The organism is Lentzea nigeriaca (assembly GCF_016907955.1).
GTDB classification, from domain to species: Bacteria; Actinomycetota; Actinomycetes; order Mycobacteriales; family Pseudonocardiaceae; genus Lentzea; species Lentzea nigeriaca.
Genome location: NZ_JAFBCX010000009.1, coordinates 69,388 through 87,301, shown reverse-complemented (window position 1 = coordinate 87,301; position 17,914 = coordinate 69,388). Strand labels below are relative to the sequence as shown.

14 protein-coding genes are annotated in these 17,914 nt (G+C 68.8%); 6 read left to right on the top strand and 8 right to left on the bottom strand.

The window, feature by feature from the left end; genetic code table 11:
* Positions 1–27 precede the first annotated feature (27 nt).
* Entirely contained in the window at positions 28–420 is a 393-nt protein-coding gene (locus JOD27_RS28770) for a YybH family protein (protein ID WP_204765421.1), read from the bottom strand.
* A gap of 623 nt (positions 421–1,043) precedes the next feature.
* On the opposite strand from JOD27_RS28770, the gene JOD27_RS28765 reads away from it, so the two are divergent.
* Complete coding sequence (locus JOD27_RS28765) at positions 1,044–3,068, top strand: helicase (protein ID WP_307830377.1); 2,025 nt, start codon at positions 1,044–1,046, stop codon at positions 3,066–3,068.
* Here the strand turns inward: JOD27_RS28765 and cutA are convergent.
* Complete coding sequence (cutA, locus tag JOD27_RS28760) at positions 3,051–3,347, bottom strand: divalent-cation tolerance protein CutA (protein ID WP_372441755.1); 297 nt, start codon at positions 3,345–3,347, stop codon at positions 3,051–3,053. The two genes, JOD27_RS28765 and cutA, sit on opposite strands and share 18 nt — an antisense overlap.
* 14 nt (positions 3,348–3,361) lie before the next feature.
* Entirely contained in the window at positions 3,362–4,363 is a 1,002-nt protein-coding gene (add, locus tag JOD27_RS28755) for an adenosine deaminase (RefSeq protein ID WP_307830376.1), read from the bottom strand.
* A 107-nt stretch (positions 4,364–4,470) separates the two neighbouring features.
* Between add and JOD27_RS28750 the strand changes: the two genes are divergently transcribed.
* Positions 4,471–6,270: a Xaa-Pro dipeptidyl-peptidase gene (locus tag JOD27_RS28750; protein WP_204765418.1), complete on the top strand. Its 1,800-nt coding sequence runs from the start codon at positions 4,471–4,473 to the stop codon at positions 6,268–6,270.
* Positions 6,271–6,451: 181 nt separating this feature from the next.
* Positions 6,452–7,492 (top strand): DUF4192 domain-containing protein, encoded by a 1,041-nt coding sequence (locus tag JOD27_RS28745; protein WP_204765417.1) that lies wholly within the window; start codon positions 6,452–6,454, stop codon positions 7,490–7,492.
* On the opposite strand, the gene JOD27_RS28740 is transcribed toward JOD27_RS28745, so the two are convergent.
* From JOD27_RS28740 to JOD27_RS28725, 4 genes are read right to left on the bottom strand one after another with little or no spacing between them, the layout of a single operon-like run.
* Positions 7,462–9,465, bottom strand: a complete 2,004-nt coding sequence (locus tag JOD27_RS28740; protein ID WP_204765416.1) for a S9 family peptidase — start codon at positions 9,463–9,465, stop codon at positions 7,462–7,464. The genes JOD27_RS28745 and JOD27_RS28740 overlap by 31 nt on opposite strands.
* Before the next feature lie 6 nt (positions 9,466–9,471).
* A complete protein-coding gene (galE, locus tag JOD27_RS28735) occupies positions 9,472–10,434 on the bottom strand; it encodes a UDP-glucose 4-epimerase GalE (RefSeq protein ID WP_204765415.1) in 963 nt (320 codons plus the stop codon).
* A gap of 36 nt (positions 10,435–10,470) precedes the next feature.
* A complete protein-coding gene (gene galK / locus JOD27_RS28730; RefSeq protein ID WP_204765414.1) occupies positions 10,471–11,646 on the bottom strand; it encodes a galactokinase in 1,176 nt (391 codons plus the stop codon).
* Complete coding sequence (locus JOD27_RS28725) at positions 11,643–12,338, bottom strand: iron-dependent transcriptional repressor DtxR (RefSeq protein WP_204765413.1); 696 nt, start codon at positions 12,336–12,338, stop codon at positions 11,643–11,645. The genes galK and JOD27_RS28725 overlap by 4 nt, the downstream gene beginning before the upstream one ends.
* Positions 12,339–12,416: 78 nt before the next feature.
* Here JOD27_RS28725 and JOD27_RS28720 point away from each other — a divergent pair, with 78 nt between their 5' ends.
* A complete protein-coding gene (locus JOD27_RS28720; RefSeq protein ID WP_204765412.1) occupies positions 12,417–13,268 on the top strand; it encodes a sulfurtransferase in 852 nt (283 codons plus the stop codon).
* Positions 13,269–13,287: 19 nt separating this feature from the next.
* On the opposite strand, the gene JOD27_RS28715 is transcribed toward JOD27_RS28720, so the two are convergent.
* Complete coding sequence (locus tag JOD27_RS28715) at positions 13,288–13,899, bottom strand: DUF3558 domain-containing protein (RefSeq protein WP_204765411.1); 612 nt, start codon at positions 13,897–13,899, stop codon at positions 13,288–13,290.
* A 158-nt stretch (positions 13,900–14,057) separates the two neighbouring features.
* On the opposite strand from JOD27_RS28715, the gene JOD27_RS28710 reads away from it, so the two are divergent.
* Both JOD27_RS28710 and JOD27_RS28705 read left to right on the top strand, forming a co-directional pair.
* Positions 14,058–15,230, top strand: a complete 1,173-nt coding sequence (locus JOD27_RS28710) for an acetoin utilization protein AcuC (RefSeq protein WP_204765410.1) — start codon at positions 14,058–14,060, stop codon at positions 15,228–15,230.
* A 6-nt stretch (positions 15,231–15,236) separates the two neighbouring features.
* A complete protein-coding gene (locus JOD27_RS28705) occupies positions 15,237–17,861 on the top strand; it encodes a bifunctional acetate--CoA ligase family protein/GNAT family N-acetyltransferase (protein ID WP_204765409.1) in 2,625 nt (874 codons plus the stop codon).
* Positions 17,862–17,914: the final 53 nt, after the last annotated feature.

Below are 17,914 nucleotides of genomic sequence, written 5' to 3'. Positions count from 1 at the left end.
GACGCCACTCGGCATCAGGCCCCAACATCAAGCCCTAACTGTGTCCGGTGCGCTGAACGCGTCGACGTCGTCGACATCGACCGCCGCGAGGAACTCCTCCCCCAACGTCGCTGACCGTTCGTCAGTGTCGTAGTCGATGCAGATGCGCCACCGTCCGTCGGTGCGTCGCGCACATGTGTGGAAGCGGCCGTAGAACGTGCGCTCGTCGCTCTCGGAACGTTTCGACACGATCTGGAAGATGCCCCGCTCGCTCGCGAGGTCCGACGAAGCGATGCGCTCGACGAACCGGAACACGATGCTCACCGAGCTGCCGCGGTCCGCGAGCTCGGCGAGCCAGCTCTCGATCAGGTCCGAGTACTCCGCCAACCCCGGCACCTGCTTCGTCGGCCCTCCGGCGCGGATCAGCTCAGGCGCGTACAAGGCCAGGAACGCCGGACGCTCTCGTCGGTCGCGCGCCCGTCGAGCCCTCCCACCCGAATCGCGGAGTGCACGAAGACGGCACCGTGGTGTCTCGCCGAGGTCCGTCGAGGTCCTGATGGCTGGCGCATCCGATATATCAGCGGCGAGCTCAGCCAGGACACCGCTGATCGCCGCGAGCCGTGGGGTCCAGGTCGTGAAGTGCGACCTCGGTGACGCGGGCGGGCGACCGGTCGGCGAGCAATGCGCGACATACCAGTGGAAACCGTCGTTGCCCAGGATGACCAGCCTTATGCTTGCACTGCGTCTACTCCGCTTTCGTGCACTGCCAGCACGTGGCTGAATCGTACCTTTCCCGGTGTCGCGCGACGAATTACCGAAGGTCATGCGAGCGGCGGTGGCTGATCGGTCAGCGGAGCGAGCACTTCTGTGCCGAGGCGAAGCTGCCGGATGGACCATGCAGCTCAGACGCCTGCGGAGCGGCACCTCGGCGATCATTGTCAGTGACGGCGCACCCGACTTCACAAGGGGTGTCGCACGCCGCTGATCTGTGATACAAAGAATGGCTTTGCATTTTCGGAATCAATTTTCCGGGAAGACAGAATTATTGTATCACAGGGGGCAAGGTGTTGGCGAGCGAACAGGCACGAATCACCTCTCTGTATGAAAAGCTCGACCAGGAACGGAACAAAGCGGCTGCAGACCTTGCGGCCGCGCTGCGGGACACCGTCACCCAGCGGTTGGATCGCGAAGCCGCCGTCGACGTGCTGACCAAGGAGGTCGGGAAGTACCGGGCGGCGGAGGAGGGGCTGGTCTTCGGTCGCATCGACTCGGAGAAAGGCGAACGTACCTACATCGGCCGCGTCGGCTTGTTCGGCGACGACTTCGAACCGCAGCTGCTGGACTGGCGGGCACCGGCGGCGCGGCCGTTCTACACCGCGACCGCGGCGAATCCGGAAGGCCTGGTGCTGCGCCGCCACTTCCGCGTCCGCGACCGGGAGCTGTGCGATTTCCACGACGACGAACTGCTGACCGACACGACAGCACTGCTCGACGCCCTCAACGCGCCGCGGACCGCGACGATGCGCGACATTGTCGCGACCATCCAGGCCGAACAGGACGAGATCATCCGCTACTCGGGCCCCGGCGTGCTGGTGATCGAGGGCGGCCCCGGTACCGGCAAGACCGCCGTGGCCCTCCACCGAGTGGCATACCTGCTGTACACGCGTCGTGAACGCCTGTCGCGGCATGGTGTGCTGATCGTCGGTCCGAACACGGGCTTTCTCCGCTACGTCGGCGACGTCCTCCCGTCGCTGGGGGAGACAGACGTCGTGTTCGCGACGCCCGGCGAGCTCTATCCCGGTGTCCGCACCGACGTGGAAGACACCCCGCCGTTGCAACGACTGAAAGGCGATATATCAGTTCTGGACCTGTTGGCCATCGCCGTCGCCGACCGGCAGGAACTTCCCGACGAGCCCATCGAGATCGAGCTGGAGGACGTCGTCGTCCCGCTCGACGCGCATGTCGCCGCCGTCGCACGCGAGAAAACGCGCTACTACGGGCTGCCGCACAACGCCGCCCGCAGGTACTTCTTCCTCGCGCTCGCCGAGGAGCTGGTCGCGCCGGCGATGCGGCTCATCGGCGTCGACTGGCCGGAGATCGAGGAGGACGTGCGCCACGAGCTGCGCCACAGCATCGCGTTGCGCGACGCCGTCGAGAGGTTGTGGCCGCAGCTCACGCCGGAGCAGCTGCTCGCCGACCTGTACGCGGGCCGCTGTTTCCGGATCGGGGTGCCGGAGCTGTACCGGGAGGACGCCGACGCGTGGACGGTGTCCGATGTGCCTTTGCTCGACGAGCTCGCCGAACTGCTCGGGTCCGACGGCGCCGCGGAACGCGCGGCAAAGCGTGAAGAGGAGGAACAGCTCGAATACGCGCGCGGCGTCATGGACGTCCTGTCGATCGACGAACGCGCGGACGACGACGAGTACATCGTCACGGATTTCGTCGATGCCGCGGTGCTGGCCGTCCGGCACGAGGTGCGCGACCACCGCTCTCTCGCCGAACGAGCCGCCGACGACCGCACGTGGACATACGGCCACGTTGTCGTCGACGAAGCACAGGAACTGTCTGCAATGGACTGGCGCGTGCTGCTGCGCCGCTGCCCCAACAGGTCCATGACCGTCGTCGGCGACCTGGCCCAGCGCCAGGCCGCAGGTGGTGTCCGGAGCTGGGGCTCGGTGTTCGACCGGTTCTCCTACCGACGGCTGGAGGTCAACTACCGCACGCCCGGCGAGATCATGGCCGTCGCCACCCCGGTTCTGAAGCTCGTCGACCCCGACGCCTCAGCACCCGTGTCGGTGCGCAAGACGGGCGTCCGGCCGTGGGCGCGACGCGTCACAGATCTATCGGCGGCTGTGCGCGACGAACTCGACGCACACGCCATCGCACGCAACGGCCGCACGATCGCCGTCATCGGCGATCGTTGGATGTCGCCGCGTGCGTCGAAGGGATTGGAGTTCGACGTCGTCCTCGTCGTCGAACCGCAACGCATGTTGCCCAGCGAGCTGTACGTGGCGCTGACGAGGGCGACGCAACGGCTCGGCGTCCTGCACACCGAGCCGCTGCCGCGCCACCTAAGAAGTCTCCTCTGAGACCCATGCGAGGTAGTCGTCGTTACCCCCGACGACGGGGGTGACTACGACCTCGGGCACGTCATAGGTGTGGTGCGCCTTGATGTGCGCGACGAGTTCGTCGGCGCGGATGGCGGACGTCTTGACGACGCATTGCCATTCCGCGTCGACGCGCACCTCACCCTCCCACCGGTAGACGCTGCGAATCGGCACGATCTGCACGCACGCGCCAAGCCGTGCCCCGACGATTCCTCTCGCCAACGACTCCGCGGCTTCCTCGGAGTCAACGGTCGTCGTCACCACACACGCACCACTCATAGGGCGTCGATCTCCTTCAGCAACTGATCCTTGAGCTCGGCCGGAGCGAACGACGCCTGCACCGCCGCCCGTGCGAGGCCGGCGAGTTCGCTGCGGCCGAACCCGAACCGCTCGTGGCACACCAGGTACTCGTGGTCGAGGTCGGTGTGGAACATGCCGGGGTCGTCGGTGCTGATCGTCACCGGCACCCCGGCCTCGACGAGCCGCGGCAGGTGGTGTTCGTCGAGCGACTTCACCGCGCCGGTGCGGATGTTCGACGTCGGGCACACCTCCACGACGACTCCCTCGTCGGCGAGATGCCGCAGCAGCTCCGGATCCTGCACCGCGCTGACGCCGTGCCCGATCCGCTCGGCACGAAGATCACGCAGTGCGGCCCAGATTTCGCTGGGCGGCGTCGTCTCGCCCGCGTGCGGCACCATGTGCAGCCCGGCGTCGCGCGCGAGGGCGAACGCCTCGCGGAACTTCGCCCTCGGCGAATCCGATTCGAAACCGCCCAGCCCGAACCCGACGAGCCCTTCCGGCCGGTACTCGGCCGCGAACCGCGCGCTCGTCATCCCCCAGTCGCGGTCCCAGATGCCGGGCACGTCGAAGATCCACTGCAACGCCACGCCGTGTACTGCGAGCGCTTCTTTGCGTCCTGCCTCGAGTGCCTCGACGAGTTCGTCGGACGCGATGCCCTCCCGCAGATGGCTCGTCGCACTGATCGTCAGCTCCGCATATCGGATATTGGTTCGCGCGGCGTCGCGGGCGTATCCGACGACGAGGGTGCGGATGTCTTCTCCGGTCGTGACGAGGTCGTTGACGACGCCGTACACGTTGATGAAATGCCGAAAGTCCGTGAACTCGTAGAACTTCCGCAGCGCCGCCTCGTCGGTGGGCACCGGCCCATCGGGGTGGTTGCGGGCGAGTGCGAGGACGGTGTCGAGGGAAGCCGCGCCCACGAGGTGGACATGCAACTCGGCCTTCGGCAATGCGTGGACGAAGTCGGAAATGTGCACGGCCCATGCTCTCAGGTCAAGGGCCGATCGACGGGTGGCATGTCTTGCAGTCAACGGGAAGGGTGCAGGGCGGATCCCTGTACCTGGCGTTGCATAGGGGGTGCCTCGTGAGGGGCGCACGAAGAGTCGCACTGCTGACAGCGGTGCTTGTCCTGCCTTTTCTGCCGACCACGGCCCACGCCGCCGAAGGACCCGTGTTCAAGGACGGCGAGGCGCAACCCGTCTTCGACCCGAAGGACGTGGTGAAGGAGAGCCTCTGGGTCCGGGCGCCGGTCGACAGCGACCGCGACGGCAAGGACGACGAGGTCTACACCGAGGTCGTCCGGCCGCGCGCCACCGAACGCGGTCTCAAGGTCCCGGTCGTCTACATGGTGAGCCCGTACTTCTCGGGCGGCAACGATGTCGCCAACCACAACGTCGACGTCGAGCTGTACGTGCCCGACAAGCGCGACGGCCGTTTGCTGAAGGCCTCCGCCGACGAACGCGTCACCGCCGCCCTCGGGCCGAACCCGATCACCTCGGGCCGTTACGAGGCCTACTTCATCGCGCGCGGGTACGCCGTCGTCTACGCCGAATCGCTCGGCACCGGCAAGTCGACCGGCTGCCCGACGACGGGCGACGTCAACGAGACGATCGGCGCGCGTGTCGTCGTCGACTGGCTCAACGGCCGTGCGACGGCGCGTACCGCCACCGGCGAGCCCATCAAGGCGACCTGGTCGACCGGTAAGACCGGCATGATGGGCGTCTCCTACAACGGAACGTTGCCCAACGCCGTTGCCTCCACGGGCGTGCGCGGGTTGGAAGCCATCGTGCCGATCGCCGCGATCTCCAGCTGGTACGACTACTACCGCGCCGATGGGGCTGTGGTGGCACCCGGCACGTTCCAGGGTGAGGACGCCGACGTGCTGGCGGAGTACGTCTACACCCGAGCGGACAAGGAGATCTGCAAGCCGATCATCGCCGAGATCGCGAAGGACCAGGACCGCATCACCGGCGACTACAGCAAGTTCTGGGACAAGCGGAACTACCTGAACGACGTCCACAAGGTCCGTGCGGCCGTGCTGGCGGTGCACGGGCTCAACGACTGGAACGTCAAGATGACGCACGTCGAGCAGTGGTACTCGGCGTTGAAGAAGGTCGGTGTCCCGCACAAGATCTGGCTGCATCAGTCCGGGCACACCGACGCCGACACGCTGCGTTCGGTCGAGTGGCGGCGCACGCTGAACCGCTGGTTCACCCAGTACCTCTGGGGACACCGCAACGGCATCGACAAGGAGCCGAAGGCGACGCTGCAGCGTGAGGACAAGACATGGGTCGACGAGAAGGACTGGCCGGCTCCCGGCACGTCCGACGTGCGGCTGCGGCTGTCCCCAGGCGGATCTGCCAAGGGCGGCCTCGGGATTCTGCCGGGCCACGGCGTGGAAAAGCTGACCGACGACGCGACGAAGACGGCAGAGTCGTTGATCGACCAGGCGATCTCGCCGAACCGGCTTTCCTACACGTCGGAGCCGACGCGGAAGCCGTTGCGGCTCTCAGGCAAGTCGACCGCGCACCTGCGCATCGCCTTCGACCGGCCTGCGGCCAACGTGACGACGCTGCTCGTCGACCGTGCTCCCGACGGCAAGTCGAGCGTCATCACCCGCGGTTCGACCGACCCGCAGAACCGGGTGCGGCCGGACAGGACGTCGCCGATCAAGCCGGGCAAGTTCTACGACGTCAGCGTGCCGATCGTGCCGGACGACTACATCCTGCAGGCCGGCCACCGGCTCGAGTTCGTGCTGATCTCCAGCGACTACGACTACACGTTGCGCCCGAAGCCGGGCGTCGGCCTGTCGCTGGACCTCGCCAGGACGTCCGTCGAACTGCCTGTCGTCGGCGGCTGGCGCGCGGTGTTCCAGACGTTCTGACCTGATGCCGCGCTTCGGTCCCTGAACACCGGAGACCGAAGCGCGGCAACCTACCACCCACGCCCGACAAAACCCCGTTCCCAAGCGCTTCAAGATCTCAACCTGTCCACACCCGCCGAGTTGTCCACAGCTTCGCCCGAACCCGAAATCCCACCCATTCCCACCCGCCACAGTGGGCCCCATGCCCACAACCCTCCCGAAACCGATCCGCGTTCGCGGCGCCAGCGACCTCTACGCAGCGATCCCGCACCTGATGGGGTTCCACCCGTCCGATTCGCTCGTCGTGCTGGTGCTGAAGGACTGCGTGGTCAGCATGACCATGCGCGTCGACCTACCGCGCCCACGACATAGGGGAATGCTTGCGGCGCAACTGGAAGCGCCGCTCCTCGAACACGGCGCGACCGACGTGATCCTCGCGATCGTGTGCGCTCCGTCCGAGCACATGCCCGAGGAACTGCCGCATGAGCCGCTGGTCTCCGCGCTCAGGCACAAACTGGGCGGCGTGGGCATCGAGGTCGTGGAAGCCGTGTGGCTGCCGTCGTGCCAGAAGGACGCGCCCTGGCTCTGTTACCTCGACATCGACTGCTACGGAACCCTGCCGGATCCCCAACTGTCCGCAGTGGCCGCCGCGTCTGCGCACGAGGGCAACGTGACGTTCGAGTCGCGCGCCGCGATGGCCGCGATCGCAGCACTGGACCCACCCGAGGCGTTGGAACGCAGATCAGCGTTGCTCGACGACCTCATGACACACTCCGGCGATCCTGATCCGGGCACCGAACTCCGCCGCGTGCGCGATGCGATCGACGCCGTGGAAGAACGCGAGGAACCACTGCCCGATGCGGAGGTCGTCGCGTTGGCTAGGGCCTTGGCGACTCCCGAGGTCCGCGACGCGAGCCTGGCCTTCGCGGCGCAGCCGAGGTCCAGGCTGGCCGAGCGTTTGTGGCTCGATCTCACCCGGTCGTGCCCGGCCCCGGAACGCGCTGAGCCTGCGTGCCTGCTCGCCTTCTACGCCTACCAGCGCGGCGACGGAGGGATGGCGTCCGTCGCGATCGAAGCGGCGGAGGCAGCGTGTCCCGGCCACTCGTTGACCAGGATCCTCCGCGCGGCGATGAGTGCCGCGCTCCCGCCGGAAGAGCTGCGGGCGCTGTCCATTGAATACCTGGACGACGCCCGCAGGTTGCTCGCCACCGCTCAGAGCAGTTCGGGCCTTTCCCAGTCCTGATCCAGGACGTGCTCCGCCAGGAACGCCCACACCGTCTCGTACCAGACCCGAGAGTTTCCGGGGGTGAGGATCCAGTGGTTTTCGGTTGGGTAGTAAAGATATTTCGCGGTGACCCCGTGCCGAACGAGGTCGAAGTACAGCCGATGCCCCTCGCCGATGGGAACCCGGTAGTCCTTGTCCCCGTGGATGACGAGCATCGGGGTCTTGATGTCGGCGACCCGCAGATGAGGGGAGTTGGCAGCGATCCGCTCCGGTTGGGTGAGGGGATCGCCCATCTCCCGCATCCAGAAGTAGGAGCTGTCGGTGCCACCGGAGAACGCGTCGAGGTGCCACAGCGATGCGTGCGTGACGATCGCGCGGAACCTGTCGGTCTGGGTGGCGATCCAGTTGGCCATGTAGCCGCCGAACGAACCACCCATGGCGGCGGTCCGGGAAGCGTCGATGTCGGCTCGCTCGACCGCGACGTCGGTGATGGCCATGAGGTCGGTGTAGGGCTCGGCGCCCCAGCGGCCCCAACCGGCCTTGATGAAGTCCGGTCCGTACCCGGTGGACAGGGCGGGGTCGGGCAGCAGGATGGCGTAGCCGCGAGCGGCCATCAGCCAGGGGTTCCAGCGCCAGGTCCAGCCGTTCCAGCTCATGACCGGACCGCCGTGGACCCACAGCACCAGCGGCGCGGGCGAGTCGGCCGAGGCACCTTCCGGCAGCACCAGCCAGGACCGGACGGTCCTGCCGTCGGCGACGACGGTGGAGATCTCGGTGAGAGTGCCGGGCACGGAGGTGAGTGCGCCGGGCGCGCGCAGGCGTTCCGGATCCTGGTCGGCTCCGGTGGCGGCGAACCGCACTGGCTGTGGCGGGTGGTCGATCGAATTGCGCAGTGCGTACAGCGTCTTGCTGTCCGGGCTCACGACCACGTCGCTGTAGTAACCCGAGACCGTCAGCTTCGTGATGTCGCCGGTCGCGAGGTCCAGCCGCCACACCGGCTGGTGCCCGAGATGGCTGGCGGTGAAGAAGACCGCCGACCCGTCCGGGCTCACCACGGGATGGTCCGGTTCCTCCTGGAAGCCGGGCGCCAGTGGCGTGATCGAGTCGTCGGCCAGATCGATGCGCACCAGGTCGCGCCGATATGGAGTGTCCGCAGTGGACTCACGGAACCGGATCGCGATCACGGCGGTGCCGTCCGGGGTGAATGCCGCGTCGAAGAAGGAGAAACCGTCCTCGGAGGCGATGGCGCGCGACGTGCCGCCGTCCGTCGCCACGAGTCGCAGTTCGGTCCTGCGGCCGTAGGAGGCGCTGACGTCGACGCCGTGGCCGTGGACGGCCCACTTCCCGTCAGGGCTCAGCGCGATGTCCTCGTCGCTGAGCCGGCTCTCGGCGTCCTCGCTGAGGGTCGTGACCTTCTCGGTGGTGATGTCCCCCAGGGGAACCGAGAACAAGCGCGGGTAGCTCGGGCCGAGGTCCGCGTCCCAGTACCGGATCGGGTACGACTCGTGCAGGATCGCTGTCACGCCGGCGTCCTCGCGGGCCTTGCGCTTGGCGTCGTCCTGGTCGCCGAATTCCGTGAAGCGGTACGTCGACGAGGTGAACAGCAGCGTCTCGCCCTCGGCGCGGACGTGACCGACTCCGCCGCCTGGCCGCAGGACCTCGGCGGCCTCACCGTGGACCGGAAGCCGCCACAGCGCCTTCTGCTCCTTGGTCTCGCCCGGCTTCGCGAGCGGGTTCGGGCGTGCCGACAGGAACAGCAGCGACCCGTCCGGTGCGAAGACGGGGGAGGAGTCTCCCTTGGCGGAGCGGGTGAGCCGGACGGCGTCCCGCTCGCCGGTGGGGTCGACCTCCCAGAGAGCGCCCTGCCACGTCTTGCCGTCAGCGGCGAGCGTGGAGACGACGGTGACGAGTCGCGTGCCGTCCGGGGACAGCGCGAGCGATGTGAGCCTCGGTGTGGCGTTGTAGCTCTCGAAAGAGGTGAAGTCGGTCATGCCGGCTCAGGCTCCGTGCCGGGCACGGGTGAACTCCCACGCGTCGCGGACGATGCCGGCGAGGTCGGCGCGCTCGGGCTTCCAGCCGAGTTCGGTGCGGGCCCGCTCGGACGAGGCGACGAGGACGGCGGGGTCGCCGGCGCGCCTGGGGGCGACGACGGCGGGGATCGGGTGGCCCGTGACCTCGCGGCACGTGTCGATGACCTGCTTGACCGAGAAGCCGGTGCCGTTGCCGAGGTTGTAGATCCGGTGCTCGCCGGCGGTGGCGTGGTCGAGGGCGAGGAGGTGGGCGTCGGCAAGGTCCGTGACGTGGATGTAGTCGCGGATGCAGGTGCCGTCCTCGGTGGGCCAGTCCTCGCCGTAGATCGAGATGTGCTCCCGCTGCCCGAGGGCGACCTGGAGAACGAGCGGGATGAGGTGGGTCTCGGTCGCGTGCCGCTCGCCGATGCTGCCGTAGGCGCCGGCGACGTTGAAGTACCGCAGGCTCGTCGCCGCCAGGCCGTGCGCCGCGGCGTACGACGTGATGGCGTGGTCGATGGCCAGCTTGGTGGCGCCGTAGGTGTTGGTCGGCGCGGTCGGCGCGGTCTCGGGGATCGGCACCTCCCGCGGCTCGCCGTACGTCGCGGCAGTCGAGGAGAAGACGAGCTTCGGCGTGCCGTGATCCTTCATCGCATCGAGCAGGCGAATCGCGGTGAGGACGTTGCCCGTCCAGTACTTGCCGGGGTCCTGCATGGACTCGCCCACGAGCGACTTCGCCGCGAAGTGCAGAACGCCGTCGAACCCTTCCGCGAGGACGTCGCCGATCACCTCGGCGATGTCACCCCGGATGAAGCGCGCTCCCGAGGGGACGGCGTCCTCGTGCCCGGTCGAGAGGTCGTCGAGGACGACGACCTCATGTCCGGCTTCGAGCAGCCGCGCAGCGCACACGCTGCCGACGTATCCGGCCCCGCCCGTGACGAGCAGCTTCACCACAGTCCTCGCATTCCTGATCAGGATCGTTGTTCGCTACCGGTCCCTGCCCGCGCCCGCGGACGGAACCGCCGTGAAGAGCCTCGGCCGCGTGAGCGAGCGCGAGGAGAAGCCGGCGAGGACGGACTGTTCGACCGCGTCGTGCCGTTCGACGGGCACGAGGGCGATGGCCGAGCCGCCGAAGCCGCCGCCGATCATCCTGGCGCCGAGAGCGCCGGCCGCCATCGCGGAGTCGACGGCGACGTCGAGTTCCAGGCAGGAGACCCGGTAGTCGTCCCGCAGGCTCGCGTGGGAGGCGGAGACGAGGGGACCGATGTCGGCGAGTTTGCCGGCGCGGAGCAGGTCGACGGTGCGCAGGACCCTGTCGTTCTCGGTCACGACGTGCCGCACCAGCGGACGCAGCTCTTCGGGCAGCCGGACGAGTGCGTCGTCGAGCTCGGCGATGTCGACGTCGCGCAACGCGGGGACACCGAGGATGCCCGCGGCGCGCTCACAGCCGGCCCGCCGGGCGCCGTAGCCGCCGTCGACGTGGGAGTGGCTGGCGCGGGTGTCGATCACCAGCACCTCCAGGCCGCTGGCAGCCGCGTCGAACGGGATCTGCTCCGACTTGCCGGAGCGCACGTCGTAAAACAGGGCGTGCGCTTCGACGCAGCACAACGATGCCGTCTGGTCCAGAATGCCTGTTGGCGCACCCACGAAGGCGTTCTCGGAGCGCTGCACCCAGCGCGCGATGTCGGGCCGCTCGGCGTCGACGCCCGCAAGGTCCAGCAGCGCCAGCGCGACGGCGCACTCCAAGGCGTGCGACGAGGAGAGGCCCGCCCCGGCGGGCACGTCGCCCGCGATGACGAGATCCGCTCCGCCGCTGACACCGATCCCCTGCTCACGCAGGGCCCAGGCGACGCCGCTGGGGTACGCGGCCCACCCCGTGACGATGCCGGGGACTAGGTCCGCCACCACGACCGGGTCCGCGTCCTGCACCCCGCCGTCGTCGCCGAGCGTGCTGACGGTCAGCACGCCGTCCGCACGGGGCGATGCCGCGACCGCGATGCGGTGGGGCAACGCGAACGGCAGCACGAAGCCGTCGTTGTAGTCGGTGTGCTCACCGATGAGGTTGACACGGCCCGGCGCCGACCAGACCCCCTCGGGAGCGCGTCCGTGCAGGCGCTGGAACGCCTCGGCCGCCTTCGCCGCGGGAGTCGTCGCCTGGGTCACCGGGCGAGCACCAGGACGGCGTGGGCGACCGCGGGGTCGAGTTCCGCCACGTTGCCGTTGCCGCCGCGCACCTGGACGACCTTGGCGCCACCGAGCGCCTCGACGTCCACGGTGCCGCCCGGCACCACACCGGCGTCCTTCAGCTCGGCCATGAGGTCCGGGTCGAGCTGGACGTGTTCGGCGATGCGGCGCACCTCGACGCGCCCGCCACCGCGGCGAGCCACCTCGTCGACGCGCACCAGGTCGGCCTCGGCGGGCGGGGCGGGTTCGCCGTCGCCCAGCTTGTCGAGGCCGGGAATCGGGTTCCCGTAGGGAGAGGTAGTGGGGTTGCCGAGCAGCTTGACGAGCTTGCGCTCCACCGCCTCGCTCATCACGTGCTCCCAGCGGCATGCCTCGCTGTGCACGTGCTCCCATTCGAGCCCGATGATGTCCACGAGGAGGCGCTCGGCGAGCCGGTGCTTGCGCATGACGGCGATCGCGAGGTTGCGGCCCTGCTCGGTGAGCTCGAGGTGGCGGTCCTCCGCCACGACGACCAAGCCGTCGCGCTCCATGCGGCCGACGGTCTGGCTCACCGTCGGTCCACTTTGGCCGAGACGCTCGGCGATGCGGGCGCGCAGTGGCACGACGCCCTCTTCTTCGAGCTCGTAGATCGTGCGGAGATACATCTCCGTGGTGTCGATGAGGTCGTTCACACCCGCTCCCCTTCGTATGGTGTCGATGGTAGTCGTGCCGGGGGACAGAGGTGTCCGCGCGGGTGCAGGATGTGAGTCGTGCATCCCTTGATCACTCCTGAGGCCCTCGCCGACGCGCTGAGTGCGCGATCGGTCACCGTCGTGCTGGACGTCCGGTGGCGTCTCGGCGGACCACCCGGACGCCAAGACTACGAGGTCAGCCACGTGCCCGGTGCGGTGTACGTGGATCTCGACACAGAGTTGTCCGCGCCTGCGGGCGTCGGCGGCCGGCATCCGCTGCCGGATCCGGAGCGGTTGCAGGAGGTGCTGCGACGCGCGGGCGTGCGCGAGGGCAGCCAGGTCGTGGCGTATGACGCGGGTGATGGTTCGGTCGCCGCGCGGGTGTGGTGGCTGCTGCGGTGGGCGGGCCATGACGAGGTCGCGGTGCTGGACGGCGGGTTCGCGGCGTGGGAGGCCGCCGGGCTGCCGGTCACGGCGGAGGAGCCGGCGCCCCTGACGGGTGACGCGGCAGGGGACGTGGTGGTGCGGCCCGGCCAGATGCCTGTGCTCGACGCGGACGAGGCGGCGGCGCTCGCCCAGGAGGGCGTGCTGCTCGACGCGCGGGCCGCGGTGCGCTACCGCGGGGACACGGAGCCCGTGGATCCCAAGGCCGGGCACATCCCGGGCGCGCTCAACGCGCCGACGACCGGGCACGTCGGCGCTGATGGGCGCTGGCTCGGTGCGGCGGAGCTGGCGGAGCGGTTCGCGGGCATCGGCGTGTCGAGCGACGTGGCCGTTGGCGCCTACTGCGGGTCTGGGGTGACCGCCTCGTCGGTCGTGCTGGCGCTGGAGGTCGCGGGGATCACGTCGGCCGAGAAGCCGGCGGCGCTCTACGCCGGGTCGTGGTCCAACTGGTGTGCGTTGGACCGGGAGGTCGCTACCGGCGGCTGATGTGCAGGGCCCGGTCGGGTCAGGCGTTCGGGATGCGTTCGAAGCCCTTGGTGGCGAGCTTCAGCGCGGTGGCGCAGGTGTCCAGCTCCTCGATGGCGAGGACGCTCACCGAGAAGGCCGAGGTGATGGCGGCCGGGTCGTCGGTCAGTATGACGGTGACCTGGCAGTCCTCCTTGGACGCGCTGACCTGCCATGCAGTGTTGCCGCCGATCTCGATCTGCTTCTTCTCTCCGTCCTGGTCCACCACCTCGGGAACGGTGACCATCTGGGTGATGACGGTCGAGGGGCCGGTGGTGCTGTGGATGCAGCCGCCGTCCGCCGAGGACTTGCCGCCGGTGGCGGCTTCGATGTCCGCGGCCTTGAGGACACCGCAGGTTTCGAGGCCGGTGACCTTCTTCTTGGTGGTGATCCTGATGTCGCCCTGTTGTTTCGGGGCTGTGGGGTCCGCCGGCTTGGACGCCGAGGTGCTGGTGGAGGGCTTCTTCGAGGTCGCGGGCACGGTGGCGGGGGCCGCGTTGGGGTCGGCCGCGGCTGAGCCCTTGACCTGTTCGCTGCAGCCTGTGAGGGCGGCGAGGGTCAGGCCCAGGGACAGGCACAGCGCTGGGAGAGTGGCCGCTGGTCGCAGGTGCATGTCGCCTCTGACCCCTGTTCAGGTGGATTGGTTCCGAGTGCCGGTGTCCTTGCTTGGTACCGGCGGGGTGCGACTGTAGGCGGCTCGGAAGCGGTCAGCACGCGCGGCGACCAACACGTGATCACCGGATGGGCCGATCGGTGGGTAGGTTGCTGGCCATGGGTAAGCCAGCCGCTGTTGTCTGGGATCGGTCCTTCCTCGGGTACGACCTCGGTGGCGACCATCCGCTGAATCCTGTCCGGCTCGACCTGACCGTTCGGCTCGCCACGGCGCTCGGGGTGCTTGAGGGCGTTGAGCTGCGGGTGCCCGAAGCGGCCACGGAGGAAGAGATCGAGCTGGTGCATCTGCCGGGGTATCTGAGCGCTGTGCAGGCGGCGCCCACGGCCGGGTGGGATGTCGGGCACGGTCTCGGGACGCCGGACAACCCGGTCTTCGAGCGGATGCACGAGGCGTCGGCGTTGGTGGTCGGTGGGTCGTTGGCGGCAGCTCGGGCCATTGCGTCGGGTGAGGCGGATCGGGCTGTCAACATCGCCGGTGGGCTGCATCACGCGATGCCGGACAGCGCCGCTGGGTTTTGCGTTTACAACGACTGTGCGGTGGCCATCGAGTGGTTGTTGCGCAACGGCGTGGAGCGCATCGCGTATGTGGATGTCGACGTGCATCACGGTGACGGGGTGCAGACAGCGTTCTGGGACGACCCGCGGGTGCTGACGATCTCGCTGCACCAGCATCCGATGAGCCTGTGGCCGGGGACCGGGTGGGCCGGTGAGGTCGGCGGTGCCGGGGCCGAGGGGAGTGCGGTCAACGTGCCGTTGCCGGCGGGGACGCGGGACGGCGGGTGGTTGCGGGCGTTTCACGCGACCGTGCCGGCGTTGCTGCGGGCGTTCAGGCCGCAGGTGCTGGTCACGCAGTGCGGTGTGGACACCCACCGCGAGGATCCGCTCGCGGACCTGGCGTTGAGCGTGGACGGGCATCGGGCGATCTACCAGGCGTTCCGGGAGTTGGTGAACGAGCACGGGTTCAAGTGGCTGGCGCTCGGGGGCGGTGGATACGAGCTGCTCAGGGTCGTGCCGCGGTCCTGGACTCACCTGCTCGCGACGGTGCTGGACCGCGATGTGGACCCGAACCGGCCGTTGCCGGCGGAGTGGGTGGCGCATGCGACACGCATCGCACCTGACTGGCCTTTGCCTGCGTCGATGACGGATGAATGCGACCCTGTGCACCAGCCGTGGGGCGGGGACGCGGGGGAGCCGGTGGACAAGGCGATCCGGGACACGCGTCGCGCGGTGTTCCCGTTGCACGGGCTTGATCCCGACGACCCCAGGGACTGAAGACCAGTGGGCGCTGCCAGAGATCCGTTCGACTTCCCGCGGCACTGGGAGGCGGACGTCGTCCTCAGCGACGGCGGCACCGTCCACCTGCGACCGATCACACCCGACGACGGCGAGAAGCTCAGGGAGTTCCACGGAAGGCTCTCGGAGCGGACGCGGTATTTCCGCTACTTCGGGCCCTACCCGAGGATCCCGCAGAGGGACCTCGAACGGTTCAGCACGGTCGACCACCACGACCGGGTGGCGCTCATCGCGTTGCTCGGCGACGACATCGTCGCGGTCGGCCGGTTCGACCGGTTGCACAGCGGTGAGTCGGCCGAGGTCGCGTTCGTCGTCGAGGACGGGCATCAGGGGCGTGGGCTGGGCAGCATCCTCCTCGAACACCTCGCCGCGGCGGCCAGGGAGGTCGGGCTCGCGCGGTTCGAGGCCGAGGTGCTGGCCGAGAACGGGCAGATGGTCCGGGTGTTCCGCGACGCCGGCTACCAGGTCAGCAGGGCGTTCGAGGAGGGGGTCCTGCACCTGGAGTTCGCGATCGACCCCACCGACGAGTCCGTCGCCGTCGCCAGGGCCCGTGAGCAGGCCGCGGAGGCCCGCAGCGTGCACAACCTGCTGCACCCGAGGTCGGTGGCCGTCATCGGCGCCTCCACGGACCCGACCAAGATCGGGCACGCGGTCCTCAAGAACCTCCTCGAAGCCGACTTCAACGGGCCCGTCTACCCGGTCAACGCCGAGCATCGCGCGGTCCGGGGCGTCCGGGCCTATCCGACCGTGCTCGACATCCCCGACGACGTCGATCTCGCCGTTGTCGCCGTGCCTGCGGCCAGCGTCGACGAGGTCATGGACGCGTGTCTCGCCAAGGGCGTGAAGGCACTCGTCGTCGTCAGCTCGGGTTACGGGGAGACGGGGCCGGACGGTCTGTCGGCCGAACGCAGGCTCGCGGCCGAGGCGAGAGCGCACGGCATGCGTGTCGTCGGTCCGAACGCATTGGGCGTGGTCAACCTCGATCCCAAGGTCAGGCTCAACGCGAGCCTCGCCCCGAAGCTCCCGGCACGCGGCCGTGCGGGCTTCTTCTGTCAGTCAGGCGCCCTCGGCACGGCCATCCTCGCCAACGCCGCCGGCTGGGGCCTTGGCCTGTCCACGTTCGTCTCGGCGGGCAACCGCGCCGACGTCTCCGGCAACGACCTGCTGCAATACTGGGAGACCGACCCCGCGACCGACGTCGTGCTGCTCTACCTGGAGTCGTTCGGCAACCCGCGCAAGTTCGCGAGGCTCGCGCGGCGGCTCGGCCGCACCAAGCCCATCGTGGCGGTGAAGTCGGGACGCCACGCCGTCGTCCCCGGCCTCGCCGCCACCGGCGCGAAGGTCGACGAGGCGAGCGTCCAGGCGTTGTTCGAGCAGGCCGGGGTGATCAGGGTCGACTCGCTGGCCCAGATGTTCGACACCGCGCTCCTGCTGGCCCACCAGCCGCTGCCCAAGGGCAAGCGCGTCGCCGTCGTCGGCAACTCCACCGCCATCGGCCTGCTCGCCGCCGACACGCTGCTCGCCCAGGACCTCGACCTCGCGGGCGACCCCGTCGACGTCGGCGCCCAGGCCACGCCGGAGGAGTTCGCGAAGGCCGTCCAGGAAGCGCTCAACCGTCCCGACACCGACGCCCTCGTCGTCGTGTTCGTGCCGCCGATCGCCGTCCCCGGCACGGCTTATGCCCGCGCGCTCAAGGAAGCCGTGCACGGCGCTAAGCCGATCGTCTCCACGTTCCTCGCGGTCGAAGGAATTCCGGACGAGCTGAGGGTTCCCGGCAAAGGTTCCGTGCCCAGTTACGCGAGTCCGGAACGCGCGGTTCTCGCGCTGGCCCGCGTGATCCGCTATGCCCGCTGGCGCGCCGCACCCCAGGGCCACTTCACCCGCCCCGACGGCATCGACGCCGTACGAGCAAGGTCCATTGTGGACAACGCGGAGACCGAAAGCCTGCTGGACGACGACAAAGCCGTCGAACTCCTGAACTGCTACGGCATCGACGTCGTCCCGTTCCGCATCGCCAACAGCGCCGAGGAAGCAGCGGAAGCCGCCGACGAACTCGGCTACCCGGTCGCGATGAAGGCCACCAGTGAACGGCTCCGCCACCGCACCGACCTCGTCGGCGTACGGCTCGACATAGCACAGCAGGAGTCAGTCAAGGCGGCCTACCACGACCTCGCCGAGCTGAGCGGCAAACCGGGCGTGTACGTGCAACGCATGGCGCCCAAGGGAGTCAGCTGCGTGCTCGGCCTGCAGGACGACCCGAGCTTTGGCACGCTGGTCTGGTTCGGACTGTCCGGTCTCGTCAGCGATCTTCTCGGCGACCGTGCCTACCGGGCGGTACCCCTCACCGACACCGACGCGGCGGAACTCGTAGCCGCGCCGAAAGCCGCGCCGCTGCTCACCGGTTACCGCGGCGACGAACCCGCGGACCTGAAAGCACTTCAGGACCTGGTACTCCGTTTGGCGGCATTGGCGGAGGACCTTCCGGAGGTGCGTTCGCTCAAACTCGAACCTGTTCTTGCTTCTGCCGCAGGCGCTTTTGTCAGCAGCGCACGCATTGTCATCGGCCCGCCGCCGTCGCTGCACGACGTGGGTCCACGCCGCTTGCGCTGACCTGGCCACCGCAACGATTCGGATGTGTCATTCGCTCCGAGGTATGGACATGC

Coding starts and splice junctions, on each gene's coding strand:
- JOD27_RS28745 (WP_204765417.1), top strand. CDS start 6,452: ATGCCCACAACCCTCCCGAAACCGATCCGCGTTCGCGGCGCCAGCGAC.
- JOD27_RS28710 (WP_204765410.1), top strand. CDS start 14,058: ATGGGTAAGCCAGCCGCTGTTGTCTGGGATCGGTCCTTCCTCGGGTAC.
- JOD27_RS28740 (WP_204765416.1), bottom strand. CDS start 9,465: ATGACCGACTTCACCTCTTTCGAGAGCTACAACGCCACACCGAGGCTC.
- JOD27_RS28715 (WP_204765411.1), bottom strand. CDS start 13,899: ATGCACCTGCGACCAGCGGCCACTCTCCCAGCGCTGTGCCTGTCCCTG.